At 71.8% G+C, this 18,920-nt stretch carries 18 protein-coding genes; 12 read left to right on the plus strand and 6 right to left on the minus strand.

Annotated features, from left to right (window positions below; translation table 11 throughout):
- Nucleotides 1-113: 113 nt before the first annotated feature.
- From OO60_RS12690 to OO60_RS12705, 4 genes are read right to left on the minus strand one after another with little or no spacing between them, the layout of a single operon-like run.
- A complete protein-coding gene (locus OO60_RS12690; protein WP_003083655.1) occupies nucleotides 114-419 on the minus strand; it encodes a hypothetical protein in 306 nt (101 codons plus the stop codon).
- A 50-nt stretch (nucleotides 420-469) separates the two neighbouring features.
- Complete coding sequence (meaB, locus tag OO60_RS12695) at nucleotides 470-1,453, minus strand: methylmalonyl Co-A mutase-associated GTPase MeaB (RefSeq protein WP_003083657.1); 984 nt, start codon at nucleotides 1,451-1,453, stop codon at nucleotides 470-472.
- 3 nt (nucleotides 1,454-1,456) lie between these two features.
- Nucleotides 1,457-3,625: a methylmalonyl-CoA mutase gene (scpA, locus tag OO60_RS12700; protein WP_003083659.1), complete on the minus strand. Its 2,169-nt coding sequence runs from the start codon at nucleotides 3,623-3,625 to the stop codon at nucleotides 1,457-1,459.
- On the minus strand, nucleotides 3,622-5,457 hold the full coding sequence (locus OO60_RS12705; protein ID WP_209441383.1) for a methylmalonyl-CoA mutase family protein: 1,836 nt from the start codon (nucleotides 5,455-5,457) through the stop codon (nucleotides 3,622-3,624). The genes scpA and OO60_RS12705 overlap by 4 nt, the downstream gene beginning before the upstream one ends.
- A gap of 152 nt (nucleotides 5,458-5,609) precedes the next feature.
- On the opposite strand from OO60_RS12705, the gene OO60_RS12710 reads away from it, so the two are divergent.
- A complete protein-coding gene (locus tag OO60_RS12710) occupies nucleotides 5,610-7,340 on the plus strand; it encodes a serine/threonine-protein kinase (RefSeq protein WP_051767678.1) in 1,731 nt (576 codons plus the stop codon).
- Here OO60_RS12710 and OO60_RS12715 read toward each other — a convergent pair.
- The gene (locus OO60_RS12715) at nucleotides 7,324-7,974 is read right to left on the minus strand and encodes a MerR family transcriptional regulator (RefSeq protein ID WP_240490853.1); all 651 of its coding nucleotides are present in this window, start codon (nucleotides 7,972-7,974) and stop codon (nucleotides 7,324-7,326) included. The two genes, OO60_RS12710 and OO60_RS12715, sit on opposite strands and share 17 nt — an antisense overlap.
- A gap of 109 nt (nucleotides 7,975-8,083) precedes the next feature.
- Between OO60_RS12715 and OO60_RS12720 the strand changes: the two genes are divergently transcribed.
- From OO60_RS12720 to OO60_RS12730, 3 genes are read left to right on the plus strand one after another with little or no spacing between them, the layout of a single operon-like run.
- Nucleotides 8,084-9,043, plus strand: coding sequence for a hypothetical protein (locus OO60_RS12720; RefSeq protein WP_033261401.1), 960 nt, complete (start codon nucleotides 8,084-8,086; stop codon nucleotides 9,041-9,043).
- Nucleotides 9,040-9,459 (plus strand): ABA4-like family protein, encoded by a 420-nt coding sequence (locus OO60_RS12725; protein WP_004561324.1) that lies wholly within the window; start codon nucleotides 9,040-9,042, stop codon nucleotides 9,457-9,459. Before OO60_RS12720 ends, OO60_RS12725 begins: the two co-directional genes overlap by 4 nt.
- Nucleotides 9,456-10,235, plus strand: a complete 780-nt coding sequence (locus tag OO60_RS12730; RefSeq protein ID WP_004561323.1) for a purine-nucleoside phosphorylase — start codon at nucleotides 9,456-9,458, stop codon at nucleotides 10,233-10,235. The genes OO60_RS12725 and OO60_RS12730 overlap by 4 nt, the downstream gene beginning before the upstream one ends.
- A 69-nt stretch (nucleotides 10,236-10,304) precedes the next feature.
- On the opposite strand, the gene OO60_RS12735 is transcribed toward OO60_RS12730, so the two are convergent.
- Nucleotides 10,305-11,465 carry a glycosyltransferase gene (locus OO60_RS12735; RefSeq protein ID WP_033261402.1) on the minus strand — a complete coding sequence of 387 codons (1,161 nt, stop codon included), beginning with the start codon at nucleotides 11,463-11,465 and terminating at the stop codon, nucleotides 10,305-10,307.
- 30 nt (nucleotides 11,466-11,495) lie between these two features.
- Here OO60_RS12735 and OO60_RS12740 point away from each other — a divergent pair, with 30 nt between their 5' ends.
- The 8 genes from OO60_RS12740 (at nucleotide 11,496) to hisS (ending at nucleotide 18,868) form a co-directional block, all read left to right on the plus strand.
- Nucleotides 11,496-13,109: a phospho-sugar mutase gene (locus OO60_RS12740; protein ID WP_033261403.1), complete on the plus strand. Its 1,614-nt coding sequence runs from the start codon at nucleotides 11,496-11,498 to the stop codon at nucleotides 13,107-13,109.
- Entirely contained in the window at nucleotides 13,109-13,567 is a 459-nt protein-coding gene (locus OO60_RS12745) for a flavodoxin family protein (protein ID WP_033261404.1), read from the plus strand. Before OO60_RS12740 ends, OO60_RS12745 begins: the two co-directional genes overlap by 1 nt.
- A 290-nt stretch (nucleotides 13,568-13,857) precedes the next feature.
- Nucleotides 13,858-14,262 (plus strand): helix-turn-helix transcriptional regulator, encoded by a 405-nt coding sequence (locus tag OO60_RS12750; RefSeq protein ID WP_033261493.1) that lies wholly within the window; start codon nucleotides 13,858-13,860, stop codon nucleotides 14,260-14,262.
- A complete protein-coding gene (locus OO60_RS12755) occupies nucleotides 14,259-14,780 on the plus strand; it encodes a hypothetical protein (protein WP_033261405.1) in 522 nt (173 codons plus the stop codon). The genes OO60_RS12750 and OO60_RS12755 overlap by 4 nt, the downstream gene beginning before the upstream one ends.
- Nucleotides 14,777-15,901: an MAB_1171c family putative transporter gene (locus OO60_RS12760; protein ID WP_033261406.1), complete on the plus strand. Its 1,125-nt coding sequence runs from the start codon at nucleotides 14,777-14,779 to the stop codon at nucleotides 15,899-15,901. The genes OO60_RS12755 and OO60_RS12760 overlap by 4 nt, the downstream gene beginning before the upstream one ends.
- A 1-nt stretch (nucleotide 15,902) precedes the next feature.
- Nucleotides 15,903-17,069, plus strand: a complete 1,167-nt coding sequence (locus tag OO60_RS12765) for an amidohydrolase family protein (protein ID WP_033261407.1) — start codon at nucleotides 15,903-15,905, stop codon at nucleotides 17,067-17,069.
- Nucleotides 17,070-17,154: 85 nt separating this feature from the next.
- A complete protein-coding gene (locus OO60_RS12770) occupies nucleotides 17,155-17,544 on the plus strand; it encodes a hypothetical protein (RefSeq protein WP_003064036.1) in 390 nt (129 codons plus the stop codon).
- A 34-nt stretch (nucleotides 17,545-17,578) separates the two neighbouring features.
- Nucleotides 17,579-18,868, plus strand: a complete 1,290-nt coding sequence (gene hisS / locus OO60_RS12775) for a histidine--tRNA ligase (protein WP_033261408.1) — start codon at nucleotides 17,579-17,581, stop codon at nucleotides 18,866-18,868.
- The last annotated feature ends 52 nt before the right edge of the window (nucleotides 18,869-18,920 follow it).

Consider the following 18,920-nt stretch of genomic DNA (forward strand, 5'->3'; position numbering starts at 1 on the left):
AGACGATCGTGCACCATGCAGGCGGCAAGCCGCGCCTCGAAAACGGCCGTCCTAGACGGCCGGTACCGGATCTGCGTTGAACGGTGTGCACCACTTCGGCAAAGCCGAAAACCTCAGGACCCCTTGGCCCGCTTCGAACGGATCTTGCGCCCCCAGATCACGATGCCGAGCAGGACGACCGCGATCAGGCCCGCGATCAGCTTGTTCCTGGTCTTTTCGGTGTTCGCCTTGTCCGTCTGGGCCGGGTCCAGCACCGGGCCCGGATTGACCGTGGTCTGCGCCGGGACCAGCACCGGAGCGGCGTGCGCCGCCGACATCGTCACGGCCACCGGGCGCACCGGCGCGGCATAGGCGGGCGACGCGGCGAACAGCACCGCCCCGAGCAGCCCGACCAGGACCAGACCCCGCAGTTTCGCCATGTCATCCTTTCGCCACGACCAGGCATTCTGCCCGCGGATCCCGGCGGCCGTCAGCCACCGAACGCGTCGAGGATCCGCTGTGCACCGAGGGTAGCCGTCAGTTCACCGTCGCGCACCGCCCGTTCGACGTCGGGAACGACCGTTCGCACGTCCGGATGCACCGCCAGGCGACCGAGCAGTTGCTCGCGCACCATCGCCCACGTCCAGTCGACCTGCTGCTGCCGCCGCCGCGCGTCGAGCTCGCCGGACGCCGTCAGCGTGTCGCGGTGCTGCTCGATCGCGCCCCAGACCTCGTCCAGGCGCAGGTTGTGCAGTCCGCTGCAGGTCAGCACCGGCGGCGTCCACGACGCTTCGGGCCCGTAGATCATCCGCAGCGCGCCGGCCAGCTCCCGCGCCGCCCGCTTCGCGTCCCGCTCGTGGTCGCCGTCGGCCTTGTTGACGGCGATGACGTCGGCGAGCTCCAGCACGCCCTTCTTGATGCCCTGGAGCTGGTCGCCGGTGCGGGCCAGGGTCAGGAACAGGAAGCAGTCGACCATGTTCGCGACGGTCACTTCGGACTGTCCGACGCCGACCGTCTCGACCAGCACGACGTCGTAGCCCGCCGCCTCCATCAGCACGATCGTCTCGCGGGTGGCCCGCGCGACCCCGCCCAGCGTCCCGGACGTCGGCGACGGCCGGATGAACGCCCGTTCGTCGACCGCCAGCCGCGCCATCCGGGTCTTGTCGCCGAGGATCGACCCGCCCGTGCGCGTCGACGACGGGTCGACCGCCAGCACGGCGACGCGGTGCCCGGCCGCGGTCAGGTCGGTGCCCAGCTGGTCGATGAATGTCGACTTGCCGACACCGGGGACGCCGGTGATGCCGACGCGCTGGGCGCCGCCGGCGCGCGGCAGCAGCTCGACGAGCAGTTCCTGGGCCAGCGCCCGGTGGTCCGCCCGCTGCGACTCGACCAGGGTGATCGCCTTCGACAGCGTCCCGCGGTCACCGTCCAGGACGCCCTTGGCGTAGGCGGTGACGTCGATCTTGCGCGGCAACGGTCAGGACTCCTGCGACGTCAGCTGGCCGAGCAGGTCGATGGCCGCGTCGGCGAGCACCGTGCCGGGCCCGAAGATCGCCGCCGCCCCGGCCTCGCGCAGCGCCGGGTAGTCCTGCGGCGGGATGACGCCGCCGACGACCACCATGATGTCCTCGCGGCCCAGCTCGGCGAGCTCGTGGCGCAGCGCGGGCACCAGCGACAGGTGCCCGGCGGCCAGCGAGGAGACGCCGACGACGTGCACGTCCGCCTCGATCGCCTGCCGCGCGACCTCGGCCGGGGTGGAGAACAGCGGGCCGACGTCGACGTCGAAGCCGAGGTCGGCGAAGCCGGTGGCGATCACCTTCTGGCCGCGGTCGTGGCCGTCCTGGCCCATCTTCGCGACGAGGATCCGGGGACGGCGGCCCTCTTCCGCGGCGAACTCCTCGACCAGCTGACGGGCCTTCTCGACGTTCTGCGTCTTCCCCACCTCCTCGCGGTACACCCCCGAGATGGTCCGGATCTGGCCGGAGTGCCGTCCCCAGATCTTCTCGAGCGCGTCGGAGATCTCGCCGACCGTGGCCTTCGCGCGGGCCGCGTCGATGGCCAGCTCCAGGAGGTTGCCCCCGTTGCCGGCGCCCTCGGTGAGCCGCCGCAACGCGTCTTCGGTCGCCGAAGCGTCCCGTTCGGACCGCAGCCGCCGCAGCTTCTCCAACTGCTGGGCGCGGACGCCGGCGTTGTCGACCTTGAGGACTTCGATGTCTTCGTCGCCGGTGACCTGGTACTTGTTGACGCCGATCACCGGCTGCCGCCCGGAGTCGATGCGCGCCTGGGTGCGCGCGGCGGCCTCTTCGATGCGCAGCTTGGGAATACCGGCGTCGATCGCGCGAGCCATCCCGCCGGCCTGCTCGACCTCGCTGATGTGGCTCCACGCCTTGCGCGCGAGGTCGAAGGTCAGCTTCTCGACGAAAGCAGACCCGCCCCAGGGGTCGATCACGCGGGTGGTGCCGGACTCCTGCTGCAGCAGCAGCTGCGTGTTGCGGGCGATCCGCGCGGAGAAGTCGGTCGGCAGCGCGAGGGCCTCGTCGAGGGCGTTCGTGTGCAGCGACTGCGTGTGGCCCTGGGTCGCGGCCATCGCCTCGACGCAGGTGCGGACGACGTTGTTGTAGACGTCCTGCGCGGTCAGCGACCAGCCCGACGTCTGGGAGTGCGTACGCAGCGAAAGCGACTTCGACGACGAAGGGTTGAAGCCCTTCACGAGCTTCGCCCACAGGAGACGCGCCGCGCGCAGCTTCGCGACCTCCATGAAGAAGTTCATCCCGATGGCCCAGAAGAACGACAGCCGCGGCGCGAACTTGTCGACGCTCAGCCCGGCGTCGACACCCGATCGGATGTACTCGACGCCGTCCGCGAGCGTGTACGCCAGCTCGAGGTCGGCCGTCGCCCCGGCTTCCTGCATGTGGTAGCCGGAGATGGAGATCGAGTTGTACTTCGGCATGTGCTGCGAAGTGAACGAGAAGATGTCGGAGATGATCCGCATCGACGGCTGCGGCGGGTAGATGTAGGTGTTGCGGACCATGAACTCCTTGAGGATGTCGTTCTGGATGGTCCCCGCGAGCTGCTCCGGCTTCACCCCCTGCTCCTCCGCCGCGACGACGTACAGCGCGAGCACCGGCAGCACCGCGCCGTTCATCGTCATCGACACCGACATCTTGTCCAGCGGGATGCCGTCGAACAGCTGCCGCATGTCGTAGATCGAGTCGATCGCCACGCCCGCCATGCCGACGTCGCCGGACACGCGCGGGTGGTCGGAGTCGTAGCCGCGGTGGGTGGCCAGGTCGAAGGCGACCGAAAGCCCTTTCTGGCCGGCGGCGAGGTTGCGCCGGTAGAAGGCGTTGGACTCTTCGGCGGTGGAGAACCCGGCGTACTGGCGGATGGTCCACGGCTGGTTGACGTACATCGTCGGGTACGGCCCGCGCAGGAAGGGCGCGATGCCGGGGTACGTGCCGAGGAAGTCCACATCGGACAGATCGGCGGCGGTGTAGACCGGCTTGACGCCGATGCCCTCGGGCGTCTCCCAGGCCAGGGCGTCCGGGCCCTTGCCGGTGGCGTCCTCCACCGCGCGCGCCCACGCGTCGCGGTCACCCGGCGACGGCGTGCCGAGGTCGAGACCGGCGAAGTTCGGGATGCTCATCGCGTGACTCCCAGCTTGGCGTGCAGGCCGTTGAGGACTTCGAGGGCGTCGCACCCGGCGAAGACGTTGCCGTCCACGCCGTCGTAGGTTCCCTTGCCCGCCAGCAGGACGTACTCGGCGCCGAGGGACGCAGCGACGTCGGCCGCGTGAGTGGAATATGCCTCGTCGGTGCCGCAGAGGCAGGCGATGCGGGCGCCGGACGCGCGGAACGCGCCGGGCAGGTCGTCGGTCGCGCCCGGGTTGACGGCTTCGATCCCGCCCGCCTGGAACAGGTTGGCGGCGAACCCGGCTCGCGCGGTGTGCGCGGCGACCGGGCCGAGGGTCGCGAGGAAGATCTTCGGCCGCGAGCCGTGCGAAGCGAGGTACGCGTCCGAAGCATCACGGAGGGCTTCGAAGCCTTCGGCGTACCGGTGCCGCGGCAATCCCCCCTCCGCAAACACCGGCGCAGGCGCCCGGACCACGGGTTTCTCCGCCAGGTTCGGGAACTCGCTGACGCCGGTGAGCGGGTCACGCCGGGTGGCGATCCGCGAAGAACGCTTTTCCCAGGTCGCGGCCAGCCGCCCGGCCAGGGCGCCGGAGTCCAGCGACGCCACCACGCCACCCTCACCCTCGATGGCGGTGAACTCGGCCCAGGCGGCGTGCGCGAGGTCGTCCGTGAGCTTCTCGACGTACCAGGAGCCGCCCGCCGGGTCGGCCACGCCGGCCAGCTTGGACTCCTCCAGCAGCACGGCGTGGGTGTTGCGGGCGATCCGCGCGGCGAAGGCGTCGGGCTTGCCGATCGCCGCGTCGAACGGCAGCACGGTGACCGCGTCCGCGCCGCCGACGCCCGCGCCGAAGCAGGCCACGGTCGTGCGCAGCATGTTCACCCAGGGATCGCGCCGGGTCAGCATGGCCGGCGACGTCACGGCGTGCTGGCGCATGGGCGAGGTGAAGCCGCAGACCTCGGCGACGCGCGCCCACAGGCGGCGGGCCGCGCGCAGCTTCGCGATGGTGGAGAACTGGTCGGCGGTCGCGGCGAGCCGGAACTCCAGCTGCCCCGCCGCGGCCTCGACGTCGAGGCCCGCGTCCGTCAAGGCACGCAGGTAGGCGACACCGGCGGCGACCAGCGCGCCCAGCTCCTGCGCGTCCGACCCGCCGGCTTCGTGGAACGGGAGTCCGTCGGCGACGATCGTCCGCACGTTCGGGTACTTCCCCGCGACACGCGCGGCGAGCGCGGCCGCCGGTTCCAGCGCCACGGCGGAGCCGGCGCGGGCCGCCAGCCCGATCGGGTCGGCGCCCAGCACGGCGGTGGCTTCGCTCGCCGGGATCTCGCGCTCGTCGAACAGCGCCAGCAACTCGGAAGCCGCCCCTTCGTACGCGGGACCGGCGTCCAGCACCACGGGCGCCAGGTCGAGGTAGACCTCGTTCAGCGCGTCGGCCAGCGACCCCGGCGGCACCGAAAGCCAGATCGACGTCACGCCGCCTTCGAGGTCGGCGAGGATCGCCTTGTTGACCTCGCGCGGGTCGTCGCCGGTGAACCGCGCCCGGACGTCCCAGCCGGTGCTCACCCGGCCGTCCGGCCGCGCGCCGCGCACGTACGGCGGCAGGCCGGGGTAGCCGATGTCGCCGGGGACGTCCTCGGCCGTGTACAGCGGCTGGATCTCGATCCCGTCGTAGGTCCGCGTGACGAGCTTGCTCTCCGGGGCGCCCGCGAAGTCCTCAGGCAGCTTCCCGCTCTTGCGCAGCACGCCCGCGACCAGCTCCTGCCACTGCTCGCGCGTCGCTTCGGGGAACTCGGCCGCGAGGTCGAGCTCGGAGATCGGCACTGACTCCGGACCGGCCACATCAGTCATAACCTGTGATGGTAGAGGCACCCGGCGGCTCCGACCTGTGAGTCTGGTCGCGCTAGGGGGCACGCCCGGGCCAGGTTAGGGGCCAGCTTGCAGGGACTGCCGGTCCCGTACGCCACAATTGGCGGGTGCCCCCCTCCAGCGAAGAGACACGAGTGGTCGCCGGTCGCTACCGGCTGCGTTCGGTGCTCGGCTCCGGGTCGATGGGCACCGTCTGGTCGGCCTACGACGAGTTCCTGCACCGGCAGGTGGCCGTCAAGGAGATGAAGGTCCCGCCGGGCATCCCGGCGTCGCAGGCGGACGAGCTGCGGGAGCGCACGCTGCGCGAGGCCCGCGCCATCGCCGTGCTCTCCCACCCCAACGTGATCATCCTGCACGACGTCGCCCGCGAGGACGACCAGCCGTTCGTGGTGATGGAGCTGCTGCCTTCGCGCAGCCTGGCGCACATCCTGCGCGACCACGGGCCGCTGACCGTCGGGCAGGCCGCCGCGGTCGGCATCGCGGTGGCGTCCGCGCTGGAGGCCGCGCACGCCGCCGGCATCACCCACCGCGACGTCAAGCCGGGCAACGTCCTGGTGGCCAGCGACGGCCGGATCAAGCTGACCGACTTCGGCATCGCCCGCAACGTCTCCGAGGCGACCATGACCCGCACCGGGATCATGCTCGGCTCCCCCGCCTACATCGCGCCGGAGGTGGCTTCCGGCGGCGCCGTGACGCCGGCCGCGGACCTCTGGGGCCTCGGCGCGACGCTGTTCGCCGCGGTCGAGGGCGCGCCGCCGTACGACGCCGACGGCGATCCGCTGGAGACGGTCGGCAAGGTGGTCAACGGGAAGGTGCCGAAGCCGAAGGCCGGCCCGCTGGCCGACGTCATCAGCGCGCTGATGACGAAGGAGCCGGGCCGCCGGATCACGCTGCGGGACGTCCGGCACCGGCTGTACCCGCTGCAGACGAAGACCCCGCTCGACCTGTTCGGCCCTGAGCTGTTCCACACCCCGGACGGCAAGAAGACGTCCGCGCAGCCGGACGCGACCGACACGCAGGTGATCAAGACCGTCCTGCCCGACAAGGCCACGGACAAGGCGGAGAAGCAGGCCGAGGGGTCGAGCAGCGAGCTCGCCGCCGATCCCGGGCCGCTGCCGTTCCTGCGCCCGCCGGCCCCGGCCCCGGCACCGGCCACGGACCCGCCGACGGTGTTCGTCCCGCCGCCGCGGGTGAGCCGCCGCAGCGCCACGGCCACCGCGGTGCTCGTCGCGATCGCGATCCTGCTCTTCCTGCTCGCCGCCGGCGGCGGGTTCGCGCTGGCCAGGACGGTCGGCGGCCAGTCGCTGTTCCCGCCGGCCGCCGTCCCGCGGAGCACGTCGAACGGCCCCACCGACGTGCCGCCGCCGTCGCTGGTGCAGCAGTCCGGCGACGCGAGCTACGCGACCGGCAACGGCGGGCAGTTCGGGCTCGCCGTGCCGCAGGGGTGGCAGAAGTTCGTCGCCCCGCACACCACCACGAAGTTCGGGGCGAGCACCGCCGTCCAGTACGTGTCCCCCGACGGCCGCCGGTCGCTGCGGGTGGAACGGCTGGCGAAGTACTTCGCCGAGTTCCCCGACGACGGCGAGTACATCACCTGGCTGAAGGGGTCCTACCCGGCCAACGCCTTCGCTCTCTTCGGGCCGTCGCCGCTACCGGACGGCAAGGGCACGACGCTGACCTACCGCCTCGCCGAGGGCGGCGCGCTGCCCGAAAGCGGTGGCGGCGGCACCCGCGTGACGTTCATGAACCTGATCCAGGCGGGCACGAGCCTGTGGCTGCTGTCCGTCACCGTGCCGGCCGAGCAGGAGAGCTCGGGCCAGGACGTCTTCGACCGCGTCGCGAAGACGCTCAGCGTTTCGGACTAGCGCCGCCGCCGAGCACCTCGCGGGACACCTGCTCCTGCGCGAGGTGGCGCAGGCCGGCGAAGATCCGGTCGCCGAGCACGGTGGCGACCACGCCCGCCTCGATGATCTTGTCCACCGAGGTCAGCCCGGCCACCACGCCGATGTCGACTTCCGCGACGCGCACCGCCAGCCGCGCGTACTCGCCGAGCCGCTCGGTCAGCTTGTCCTGCCCGAGCTCCTTCGCCGTGGCCAGCGCGGCGACGAGGTTGTCCATCGCCGCGCCGCCCGGCTCGTGCCACTTCCAGCCGTTCTCCCGGACGACGGCTTCGAGCAGCCCGGTCGCCCATTCCGCGGCCTCCTCGGACACCTTCGGCGCGGGCCCGGCCAGCTCCTCCTGGACGACGCCCATCGTCCGGTGCGGGGTCTCGTCGCCGTCGATCGCGGTCAGCACGGCGCCGACCGACGCCAGTGGCAGCCCGCCGACGTCGGTGAGCGCCTTGATCAGCCGCAGCCGCTGGACGTGCGCCGCGGAGTACCGCGCCTGGTTCGGGCTGGTGCGCTCGCCGGGCGGGAGCAGGCCCTCGCGCAGGTAGTACTTGACGGTCGCGACCGGCACCCCCGACTGGGCGCTCAGTTCGGCCATCCGCATGCGCATCCGCTCCAATGTCCGGGGTCGGTCTCCGGGACAACCCTGAAGACTTCTCAGAATGGATAGCTTAACTTCCCATAACGGAGAGCTTGACTATCCATTCTGGGAGGGAACCATGACCATCCTCGCCGATCTCCGGAGCAGAACGAACTCCTGGCACCGGCCGTCCGCGATCGCGGCCGTCGTCCTGGGGGTGGTGGCGTTGCTGGGGCTCGCCGCCCTCGTCGTCGACCAGCGGACCCTGGCCGGTGCGCCGATCTGGGCCAAGCCGGTCAAGTTCGCCGTGTCCGGCGCGCTCTACTTCGCCACCTGGAGCTGGCTCGTCTCGCTGCTGCCGCGGTTCCGGCGGGCGGCGGGCCTGCTGACGGACTTCCTCGTCCTGATCTTCGCGGCCGAGTACGTTCTCCTCGTGTTCCAGGCCGCACGTGGCCACGCCAGCCACTTCAACAACGCGACGCCGCAGGACGCCCTGATCTACAACGTCATGGGCAAGATGATCATGGCTCTCTGGGTGGCCACGCTGGTCCTGACCGTGCTGGTGATGTTCACGAAGGTGCCCGACCGGGCGAGCTTCTGGGCGGTGCGCGCGGGTGCCGTCCTGTCGCTGGCGGGGATCTCGCTGGGCATCCTGATGACGTCGCCGACCGCGCAGCAGCTCGCGCAGTGGAAGACCGGCTCGGCGCCGTCGATGGTCGGCGCGCACACCGTCGGGATCGAGGACGGCGGCCCCGGCCTGCCCCTGCTCGGCTGGAGCACGGTGGCCGGCGACCTGCGGATCCCGCACTTCGTCGGGATGCACGCGCTGCAGGCCCTGCCGCTGCTCGCCATCGCGCTGGCGGCGCTGGCCCGGCGCTTCCCGCGGCTGCGTGCCGACGGCGTCCGCGCGCGGCTCGTCCTGGTCGGCGCGGCCGGGTACGCGGGGCTGACCGCGCTGGTCACCTGGCAGGCGCTGCGGGCGCAGTCGATCGTGCACCCGGACGCGGTGACGCTGTGGGCGTTCGCGCTGCTGGTCGCGGCCGTCGGGCTGGGCGCGCTGGCCGTCGTCCGCGCGCCGGAGCGGACGGCGGTCCGATGACGCTGTTCACCTTGGCGTTCCCGCTGGCCGCGCCGTTCTGGGCGCTGATGATCCTCGCGCCGAAGTGGCGGTGGACCGAGCGGATCATGGCCTCGCCGTGGGTGCCGCTGCTGCCGCTGGTCTGCTACTTCGCGCTGGAGCTGCCGCACTTCGGCGAGTGGGGGCGGGCGATGCTGCGGCCCGACCTCGGCGTCCTGCAGACGCTGCTCGCGACGCCGTGGGGCGCCGGGCTGGTTTGGGCGCACCTCATCGCGTTCGACCTGTTCATCGCCCGCTGGATGTACTTCGAGGGGCGGGCGCGCGGGATTTCGCCGTGGATCGTCAGCCCGATCCTGCTGCTGACGATCTTCCTCTCGCCGTTCGGCCTGGTGGTGTTCCTGGTGGTGCGGGCCGTCCGGTTACGCTCCCTCGCATGAGTGAACAAGAGGCCGCGAGCGCCATCGCCAAGCGCACCGGTGTTGACGCGCACGACATCGCGGTGGTCCTGGGCTCGGGCTGGCGCCCGGCGGCGGACGTCATCGGGGAGTGCGAGACGGAAATCCCGTTCGCCGAGCTCCCCGGCTTCACCACGCCCGGCGCGGTGGGCCACGGCGGCACCATCCGGTCGCTGAAGATCGGGGACAAGCACGTCCTGGTCATGCTCGGCCGGACGCACTTCTACGAGGGCAAGGGCATCGACCCGGTGGTGCACAACGTGCGCACCGCGGCGGCGGCCGGCGTCCGGACGGTGCTGCTGACGAACGCCGCGGGCGGCCTGCGCGAGGGCTTCCGCGTCGGTCAGCCGGTGCTGATCTCCGACCACCTCAACCTGACCGCGCGCTCCCCGATCGTCGGCGCGAACTTCGTCGACCTGACGGACCTGTACTCGGCCCGGCTGCGGAAGATCGCCCAGGAGATCGACAGCTCGCTCGAAGAAGGCGTCTACGCGGGCCTGACCGGGCCGCACTTCGAGACGCCGGCGGAAATCCGGATGCTGCGCACGCTGGGCGCGGACCTGGTCGGCATGTCGACGGTCCTGGAGGCGATCGCCGCCCGCGCGGCCGGCGTCGAGGTCTTCGGCCTGTCCCTGGTGACGAACCTGGCCGCGGGCATGACCGGCGAACCGCTGAACCACCAGGAAGTCCTCGAAGCCGGCCGCGCCGCAGCCACCCAGATGGGCTCCCTGCTGCGGGAACTCGTCACCCGCGCCTGACCCCGAGTTCCGGCTTGAATCACGTGAGTGCGTGATTCAAGCCGGAACTCGCGTGATCGGAGCCGGAACTCAGGCCAGGGTGGGGAGTTGCGCGGCCACCTCGGCCGGGGACGGCATCGCCGCGACCTCGGTGGCCAGGGCGTCGGCCGCGTCGCGGACCGACGTGTCCGTGAGGAGGCGGCGGGCCTTCGTGGCGACGGCTTCGGCCGTGACCTCAGCGCCGAGCAGGCGGTCGCCGACGCCGGCCGCGACCACCGCGTCCGCGTTGGTGAACTGGTCCGCGCCCTGCGGCATCAGCAGCTGGGGCAGGCCCGCGCCGAACGCGCCGAGCGTCGTGCCGCTGCCACCGTGGTGGACCACCAGGTCGACGTGCGGGAGCAGCGCCGCCTGCGGGACCCACGCCTCCAGCCGGACGTTCTCCGGGACCTCGCCCAGCGCGTCTTCAGGCAGCGACGGGCCGGTGGCGACCAGGACGTCGACGTCCAAACCGGACAGACCGGTGATCGCCTCGGTGAGCACGCCCGCGTGCCCCATCGCCGTGCCCAGCGTCAGGTAGACCAGCGGACGCCGCTTGTCCAGCACGCCCGGCGGCAGCTCGCCCGGCTCGCTCCAGCCGACCGGGCGCAGCGGCACCCGGTGGGTGCGCGCCAGGAACCCCGGGTCCTGCACCGATTCCGGGCAGATGTCGACGAACGGGCCGCCGAACGCCAGGTCCTCGCCGATCTCGATGCCCAGCTCGGCGCCGTGCTCGCGGATCGCGTCCCGGATCTTCGTGGTCATCGGGTCGCCGGTCGACACGCGGCCGAAACCGTGCGCCACCACCGGGATCCCTGCCCGCATCGCGGCGAACGCCCCGCCCGAATTGGCCGCCTCGCTCACCACGAGGTCGGGCCGGACGTGCTCGAACAGCGGCAGCAGGTCGGCGAGGAACCGCTTCGGCATCAGCTCGCCGAAGACCTTGGCGACGATCGGGAACAGTTCTTCGCGGGGGATCTCGCCGGGCGGGCGCCGCGGGCCGGGCGGACCCGACTCGCCGAACGCCTGCCCGAACGCGTCCTTGATGGCGAGCCCGGCCGCCGCCGTTTCGAGCCCGGCCTTCGTCAGTTGCGGCAGGAAGTCTTCCGAGGTGGCGAAGGTGACGTCGTGGCCCGCCTCGCGCGCGGCGACCGCCAGCGGGACGAGCGGGAAGGTGTGGCCGAAGGACCCCAGAGAGGTGAAGAGTAAGCGCACTTACCCGACCTTAGCCCGTAGGCTGGCCCGGTGACGACCGATTTCACCCAGCGCGACGCAGCTTTCCGCTGGATCGCCGACGACCCGGACGAACGCACCCGCGCCGAACTGCAGGCCGTGCTGGCGAAGGCGGAGGACGGCGAACCCGGCGCCGCCGAAGACCTCGCCGACCGGATGGCCGGGCCGCTGGAGTTCGGCACCGCCGGGCTGCGCGGCCCGGTGCGCGCCGGGCCGAACGGGATGAACGTGGCCGTCGTCACGCGCACCACCGCCGGGGTGGCCGACTGGCTGACGGCGCACGGGCACGCGGGCGCGCTGGTCGTCGTCGGCCGCGACGCGCGGCACGGCTCGGAAGCCTTCGCGACCGCGGCCGCCGAGGTGCTGACCGCGGCCGGGTTCGACGTCAAGGTGTTCCCCCGGCCGCTGCCGACGCCGGTGCTCGCCTTCGCCGTCGGACGGCTCGGCGCGGTGGCCGGCATCCAGATCACCGCGTCGCACAACCCGCCGGCCGACAACGGCTACAAGCTCTACGACGCCACCGGCGGGCAGATCGTGCCGCCGTCCGACGGCGAGATCGAGCGGGCCATCCAGGCCGCGCCGGCCGCGGTGAGCGTGCCGCGGGCGCCCGGGGCCGAGGTCGTCGACCTGCTGGACCGCTACCTCGACGAGGTCGCGGCGCTGCCGATGGGGTCCGAGCGCGCGGTGCGCGTGGCCGCGACGGCGCTGCACGGCGTCGGCGCCGACACGCTGCGCGCGGCGTTCGAGCGGGCCGGGTTCACCGACCTGCACCTGGTGGGCGCGCAGGCGTCGCCGGACCCCGACTTTCCGACGGTGTCGTTCCCGAACCCGGAGGAGCCGGGCGCGACGGACCTGCTGCTCGAGCTGGCGTCCGAAGTGGACGCCGACCTGGCGATCGCGCTCGACCCGGACGCCGACCGGTGCGCGCTGGGCGTGCGCGAGCGGGACGGCCGCTGGCGCATGCTGCGCGGCGACGAGACCGGCGTGCTGCTCGGCTCGCACGTGTTGTCCACAGTGGACCGCACGGTGCTGCCGGACCCGCTGGTGGCCACCACGATCGTGTCGTCGTCGATGCTCGGCGAAATCGCGAAGGCCGAGGGCGCCCGCTACGCCGAGACGCTGACCGGCTTCAAGTGGCTGGTGCGAGCGGGCGAAGGACTGGTGTTCGCCTACGAAGAAGCGCTCGGTCTGTGCGTGAACCCGGGTTTCGTGCGCGACAAGGACGGCATCGCCGCCGCGACGCTGGCCGCGGGGCTGGCGGCGCAGCTGAAGGCGCAGGGCCGCACGCCGCTGGACGTGCTCGACGAGCTGGCGCAGCGCCACGGCGTCCACCTGACCGACCAGGTTTCGCTGCGGGTCACGGACCTGGCGGTCCGCGGGCAGCTGATGGCGAAGGTGCGGAAAACCCCGCCGTCTCGCCTCGGCGGCGTCGAAGTCACCCTCGAAGACCTGCTGCCCGACGCCGACGTCGTGCGCCTGACCGGCGAAGGGGTGCGGGTGGTCGTCCGGCCGTCGGGGACCGAGCCGAAGCTGAAGGCGTACCTGCAGGTGGTGGGCAGCGCGCGCGACGTGGCGCAGGAACGGTTGACGGCGTTGCGGGCGGACGTCGAAGAACTGCTCGCCTGATGGCGCGGCTGCTGATCGTCCACCACACGCCGTCGCCGTCGACGCAGGCGTTGTTCGAAGCGGTGGTGGCGGGCGCGACGCACCCGGACATCGAAGGGGTGGAGGTGGTCCGCCGCGCGGCCTTGGGGGCAGGAGTCCCCGACGTCCTGGAAGCGGACGGCTACCTGCTGGGCACGCCGGCGAACCTCGGCAGCATGAGCGGCGCGCTGAAGCACTTCTTCGACACGATCTACTACCCGTGCCTGGACGCGACGCGTGGTCGCTCGTTCGGGTACTGGATTCACGGCAACAGCGACACTTCGGGCACGGAACGCCAGCTGCTGGCCATCACGACCGGGTTGTCGTGGGCCAAAGCGGCCGAACCCGTCATCACAACAGGTGAACCGGACAAAGCGACGCTGGAAGCGTGCAGCGAACTGGGTTCAACGCTGGCCGCGACCCTGATGCCCGGAAATTAAAGGGGCCTGTCACCGGAAGCCCTGGGGGTCGACCTCCGGCAACAGGCCGTGGCCAAGGGTTCGCCACTAGGGCGATCAACCTTGGCCCCCAAAGCGTACTACAGACGGCCGATCATGACGAGTCGAAGGCGCGACAACCTCTCGCCTTGACCGTTCCGTGCACCCCCAGGGCACGGACAGCCAGGGCGAGAGGCGAGCCAACTGTAAACCACTGCATACGACGGCTGTCAACAAGTGCGTACAGTGGTTTGCGGTTAGAATTTCCGCGGCTGAATTCCCAGGGGGTGGAGATGGCACGGGAACGCACCTTCGCGGAGCGCCTGAGCGCCCTGATCGAGGCCGCGCGCGTGGACGGCCGGGCACCGCACAGCTACCGGGAGATCTCCGCCGCCGTCGAGCGCGCGGGCGGCCCGGCGATGTCGCCCGCGTACCTGCAGCAGCTCGCCACCGGCAAGCGGGTCAACCCGAAGATCCACTACGTCGAAGCGCTGGCGAAGCTGTTCGGGGTGCCGGTGACGTACTTCTTCGACGAAGAGGTGGCCGCGGTCCCCGCCGGCGAGGCCCAGCTGATGGCGATGCGGGCGCAGGAGCTGTCGCCGCAGGGCCGCCGGCAGGTGATGGACCTGCTGGAGCTCGTCGAACGCTACGAGCGGGCCGAGCGCGAGGGCCGGCACCCGGAAGAACCGGCGCGATGAAGGAGCGCGAACTGCGCCGCCGCTGCCGGAAACTCCTCAAGGACCTCGACATCGGGCCGCCGCTGGACGTCGAGGTGCTGTGCGCGCGGCTCGGCGAGCGGCGCGGGCGACCGATCCGGCTGCTGGCGTACCCGCTGGAGGTGCCCGGGCCGTTCGGCTGCTGGATCGCGACGTCGTCCGCGGACTACATCTTCTACCAGGCCGAAACGACGAAATCCCACCAGGACCACATCATCCTGCACGAACTCGGCCACATGCTGGCCGATCACCACCCGCACGGCGACGCCGAGCCGGCGGACTTCCTGCGCGGCCCGGCCACGGATCTCGACCCGGATGCCGTACACCGCGCCCTGCGCCGTTCGTCCTACGATGACGCGCACGAGTGGGAAGCCGAAACGGTCGCGACGATCATCCTCGAATGGGCGTCCGTCCTGAACTACACGATCCCCCGGCGCGCCGCTGACCGGGATCTCCGCCGGATCCAGGGAGCGCTCGGCGATCACCAAGGGTGGTTGTGAGCACGCTTTTCAGTCCCGTCAACCTGATCGCTCTGGTGCTGTTCGCCGCCGCGCTCGCGTGGCGGATCTACCAGGTGACGCGCGCGCCGACGGTGCCCAACTGGGCCGTCACCGCGTGCGTGGCCGGCTTCGCGGCGGCGTTCCTGCTGCAGCAGACCGTGATTTCCGACGAGGTGGACGCGCTGTTCGGCCGCGGCGCGGCGCGGGTGGCGAACAACGCCCTGCTGGCGTGCGGCATCTGCGCGCTGCTGATCTTCTTCCTCGGCTCGGCACTGGGCCCGCGGCGCTACCGCCGGGTGACGCTGGAGCTGGTGCCGCTGGCCGCGGCGATCGCGCTGATGGTCGTCACGATGAGCCTGACCCCGCCGGAGCTGCGGGGCCTGCCGCTGGGGCCGTCGACGATCCACGACAGCTGGGTCGCGGCGTTCTACCTCGGCGCCGGGCTCTACCTGATCTACGGTCTCATCGCCTGCACGGCCTGGATCGTGCGGTATCAGCGGGTGGCCGACCGGAACCTGCGGATCGGCCTGCGGCTGAGCGCGATCGGGATGGCCAGCGCGGCGGCCGGCAGCATCTTCCGCGCGCTGTACATCGTGGTCGCGTGGGCGTTCGGCCCGGTCGTCAAGGTCCTGCTCCTGCTGGGCGTGCCGTTCGTCATCGTCGGCGGGATGCTGTTCCTCACCGGTGTCACCTACCCCGGGCTGCGGGCGCGGGTGTCGGCGCTGCGGCGCCGCCGCCAGCACCGGCGCGAACACCGGTCGCTGGCTCCCTTGTGGACGGTCCTGGTCCGCGCGTTCCCCAGCATCGTGCTGCGGACGCCGCCGCGGCGCGGCGACCGGCTGTCCCCGCGCGGCGTGCACCGCGTGCACTACCGCCGGGTGATCGAGATCCGGGACGGCCTGGTGCAGCTGTCGCCGTACCTGGACGCGGACTTCGGCGAGGTCGTCGCCACCGATCCCGGTGCCGCGGCGGCCGCGTTGAAGGCGGCGCTGGCCCGGCACGCGGCGGGCGAAGCGAGCGACGGCCGCGCGAAACAGGTCCTCCCCGCCGGGGCGGACGACCTCGAATCCGACGTCCGGCCGCTGCTCGCGCTGTCGGCCGCGCTGGCGAACGGGACGTGACGTGGACACCTTGATCACCGCCGGCCGGGTGCTGCCGCGACCGGCCACCCCGGTCGACGACGGCGCCGTGCTGGTGCGCGACGGCGTGATCGTCGCGGCGGGGCCGCGGGCCGGCGTCGTCGCGCAGGCCGCGCCGGACGCGTCGCGGCACGACTTCCCCACCGGGACCGCGCTCGCCGGGCTCTTCAACGTCCACGTGCACCTGGCGTTCGACGCCTCGCGGGAGATGCTGGCCCACTTCTCCGCAAGCGACGACCTCCTGGAGGGTGCGCGCTCGCGGCTCACGGCGATGCTGCGCAGCGGCGTCACGACCGTGCGGGACCTCGGCGACCGCGGGCACCTCGGCGCGGCCGTCCGGCGTTCGTTCGAGGGCTCGGTGGCGCCGCGGCTGCTGGTGTCCGGCCCGCCGATCACCGTGCCGGGCGGGCATTGCCACTTTTTTGGCGGTGAAACGGCTTCGGACGACGAAATCCGCGCCCTGATCGACGCCAACGCGGCCGCGGGCGCGGACGTGATCAAGGTGATGGCCAGCGGCGGCCAGATCACCCAAGGCGGCGCCGACATGTGGGAGTCGCAGTTCGACGCCCGGCAGCTGTCGGTGGTCGTCGCGCACGCGGCGGCGCACGGGCTGCCGGTGGCCGCGCACGCCCACGGCGCCGACGCGATCGAGGCCGCCGTCGACGCCGGGGTGTCGACGGTCGAGCACTGCAGCTTCATGACCGGGCCGCGTTCGTTCGACCGCCGGGAGCCGGTGGCGAAGCGGATGGCCGCCGAGGGGATTTCGGCGTGCTCGACGAGCAGCCGCAACTGGCGGACGATCGTCGAGCGGCTCGGCGAGGAGCTCGGGCAGGCGATGTACGGGCGGCTGCCGTGGCTCGAGGAGCAGGGCGTCCGGCTGCTCGCCGGGACGGACGCGGGACTGGCCGGTTCGGTGTTCGACGACCCCGCGGGCGCGCTGGAGCTGTACGAATGGCTCGGCTTCCCGCGGCGCCGGATCCTGGAGATCGCGACCGAAGACAGCGCGGCCGGGCTCGGCCTCGCTTCGGTGACCGGCCGCCTGGCGCCCGGGCTCGCGGCGGACGTCCTGGTCGTCGAAGGCGACCCGCTCGCGTCGCTCGCCGCGCTGCGCAACCCCTTGCTGGTGCTCGCCCAGGGGCGTCCCGCCTAGTTCCCCGACCGGGGAATGCCTAGTTTGGTGACAGGGTTTTAAAACAGTGTTACTGTTGCGCTACCCCGCCTCGAAGGAGCCCCCGATGCACGGACCCACCCAGCTGTTCACGGTGATCGCCCTGGTCTCGCTGCCGACCGTGATGTACGGCGGCTACGCGCTGATGGGCGTCCTGCGGGACCGGAAGCTGACCGAACACCAGCGCGCGATGTTCCGCGCCGGCCACGCGCACGCCGGAGTCCTGCTGGTCCTCGCCCTGGTCGCGCTGCAGATCCTGAGCCGCACGACGCTGTCCGGCCCGGCGTTGTGGATCGCCTGCTTCCTGCTGCTGTTCGGCATCCTCGCCCAATCGGGTGGCTTCTTCCTCCACCTGCTCCCGAACCAGGGCAAGCTCGGCGGCCGCGTGACATCGGTGGGCGCGGTGCTGCTGGCCGCGGCGGTGCTGCTCACCGCGTACGGGGTCGCCTTCCCCTGAAAAGCCGGTCGCGGCCGGTCGTTAAGCTGGTGACGTGCCTGAATACCTGCCGACCGCGCCCTACAAGGGGACCCGGGACTTCCTGCCCGCCGAAATGTCCGTGCGTACCCAGGTGTTCGGTCATCTCTACGACGTCCTCGAGCGCCGCGGCTTCCTCCGCTACGACGGCCCGATCCTCGAGTCGGCCGAGATCTACGAGCGCAAGTCCGGCCAGGAGATCGCGGACAAGCAGCTGTACACGCTCACCGACAAGGGCGGGCGGCGGCTGGCGCTGCGGCCCGAGATGACGCCGTCGGTGGCGCGGATGATCGCCGGGAGCGCGAAGTCGCTGTCGTTCCCGGTCCGCTGGTACAGCCACCCGAACTGCCACCGGTACGAGGCGCCGCAGCGCGGCCGGGTGCGTGAGCACTGGCAGATCAACGCGGACATCTTCGGCTCCGACAGCGCCAACTGCGAGATCGAGATCTTCGAGCTGGTGCACGACCTGATGGCCGCGCTCGGCGCGACGCCGGACATGTTCGTGCTGCGCGTCAACGACCGGAACCTGCTGACGTCGGCGCTCACCGACGTCGCCGGGGTGTCGCAGGACCACCTGAGCCAGGTGTTCGCGCTGGTCGACCGCTGGGAGAAGTACCCGCGCGAGAAGCTGGCCGAGAACGCCGCCGAGATCGGGCTTTCGGACAAGCAGTTCGAGAAGCTCGCGGAGACGCTCGGCGCGGGCGAGGCGCTGCTCGACGAGCTGCCGTCCGAGGTGCGGGAGCAGTCGAACCTGGTCCGCGTCCTGAACAGCAGCGCGGGTTCCCTGGTCAAGTACGAGCCGATGATCGTGCGCGGGCTGGCGTACTACACGTCGACGGTGTTCGAGGTCTTCGACACCTCGCCGGAGAACCGCCGCGCCCTGTTCGGCGGCGGCCGGTACGCCGACCTGGCGTCGATGTTCACGCCGCAGCAGATCCCGGGCATCGGGTTCGGCATGGGTGACGTGACGCTGATGGACTTCCTCGACACGCATGGCCTGACCCCGGCCCCGCGCAACGAGGTCGACGTCATGGTGATCCCGGTGACCGAGGACCTCTTCGACGCGGCCCGTTCGGTGGCGGCGTCGCTGCGCACCGCGGGGCTGCGGACGTCGACCCCGATCGAGCACCGCAAGCTGGGCAAGGAACTGACCCGCGCGGACAAGGCGGGCGCGGTCGCGGTGGTGATCGTCGGCCAGGAGGACTGGGCGGCGGGCACCGTGACGGTCCGCAGCCTGGCGACGCGCGAGCAGAGCTCGGTCGCGGTCGCGGACGCGCCCGCGGCGGTGCAGGCCCTGCTGGCGTAAACCGGTTCGCCCTGGCCCCCAGAGGCATCACCCGTGATTGGGAGGGCATCAC

The sequence above is a fragment of the Amycolatopsis vancoresmycina genome (assembly GCF_000716785.1).
In the GTDB taxonomy this organism is placed as follows: domain Bacteria; phylum Actinomycetota; class Actinomycetes; order Mycobacteriales; family Pseudonocardiaceae; genus Amycolatopsis; species Amycolatopsis vancoresmycina.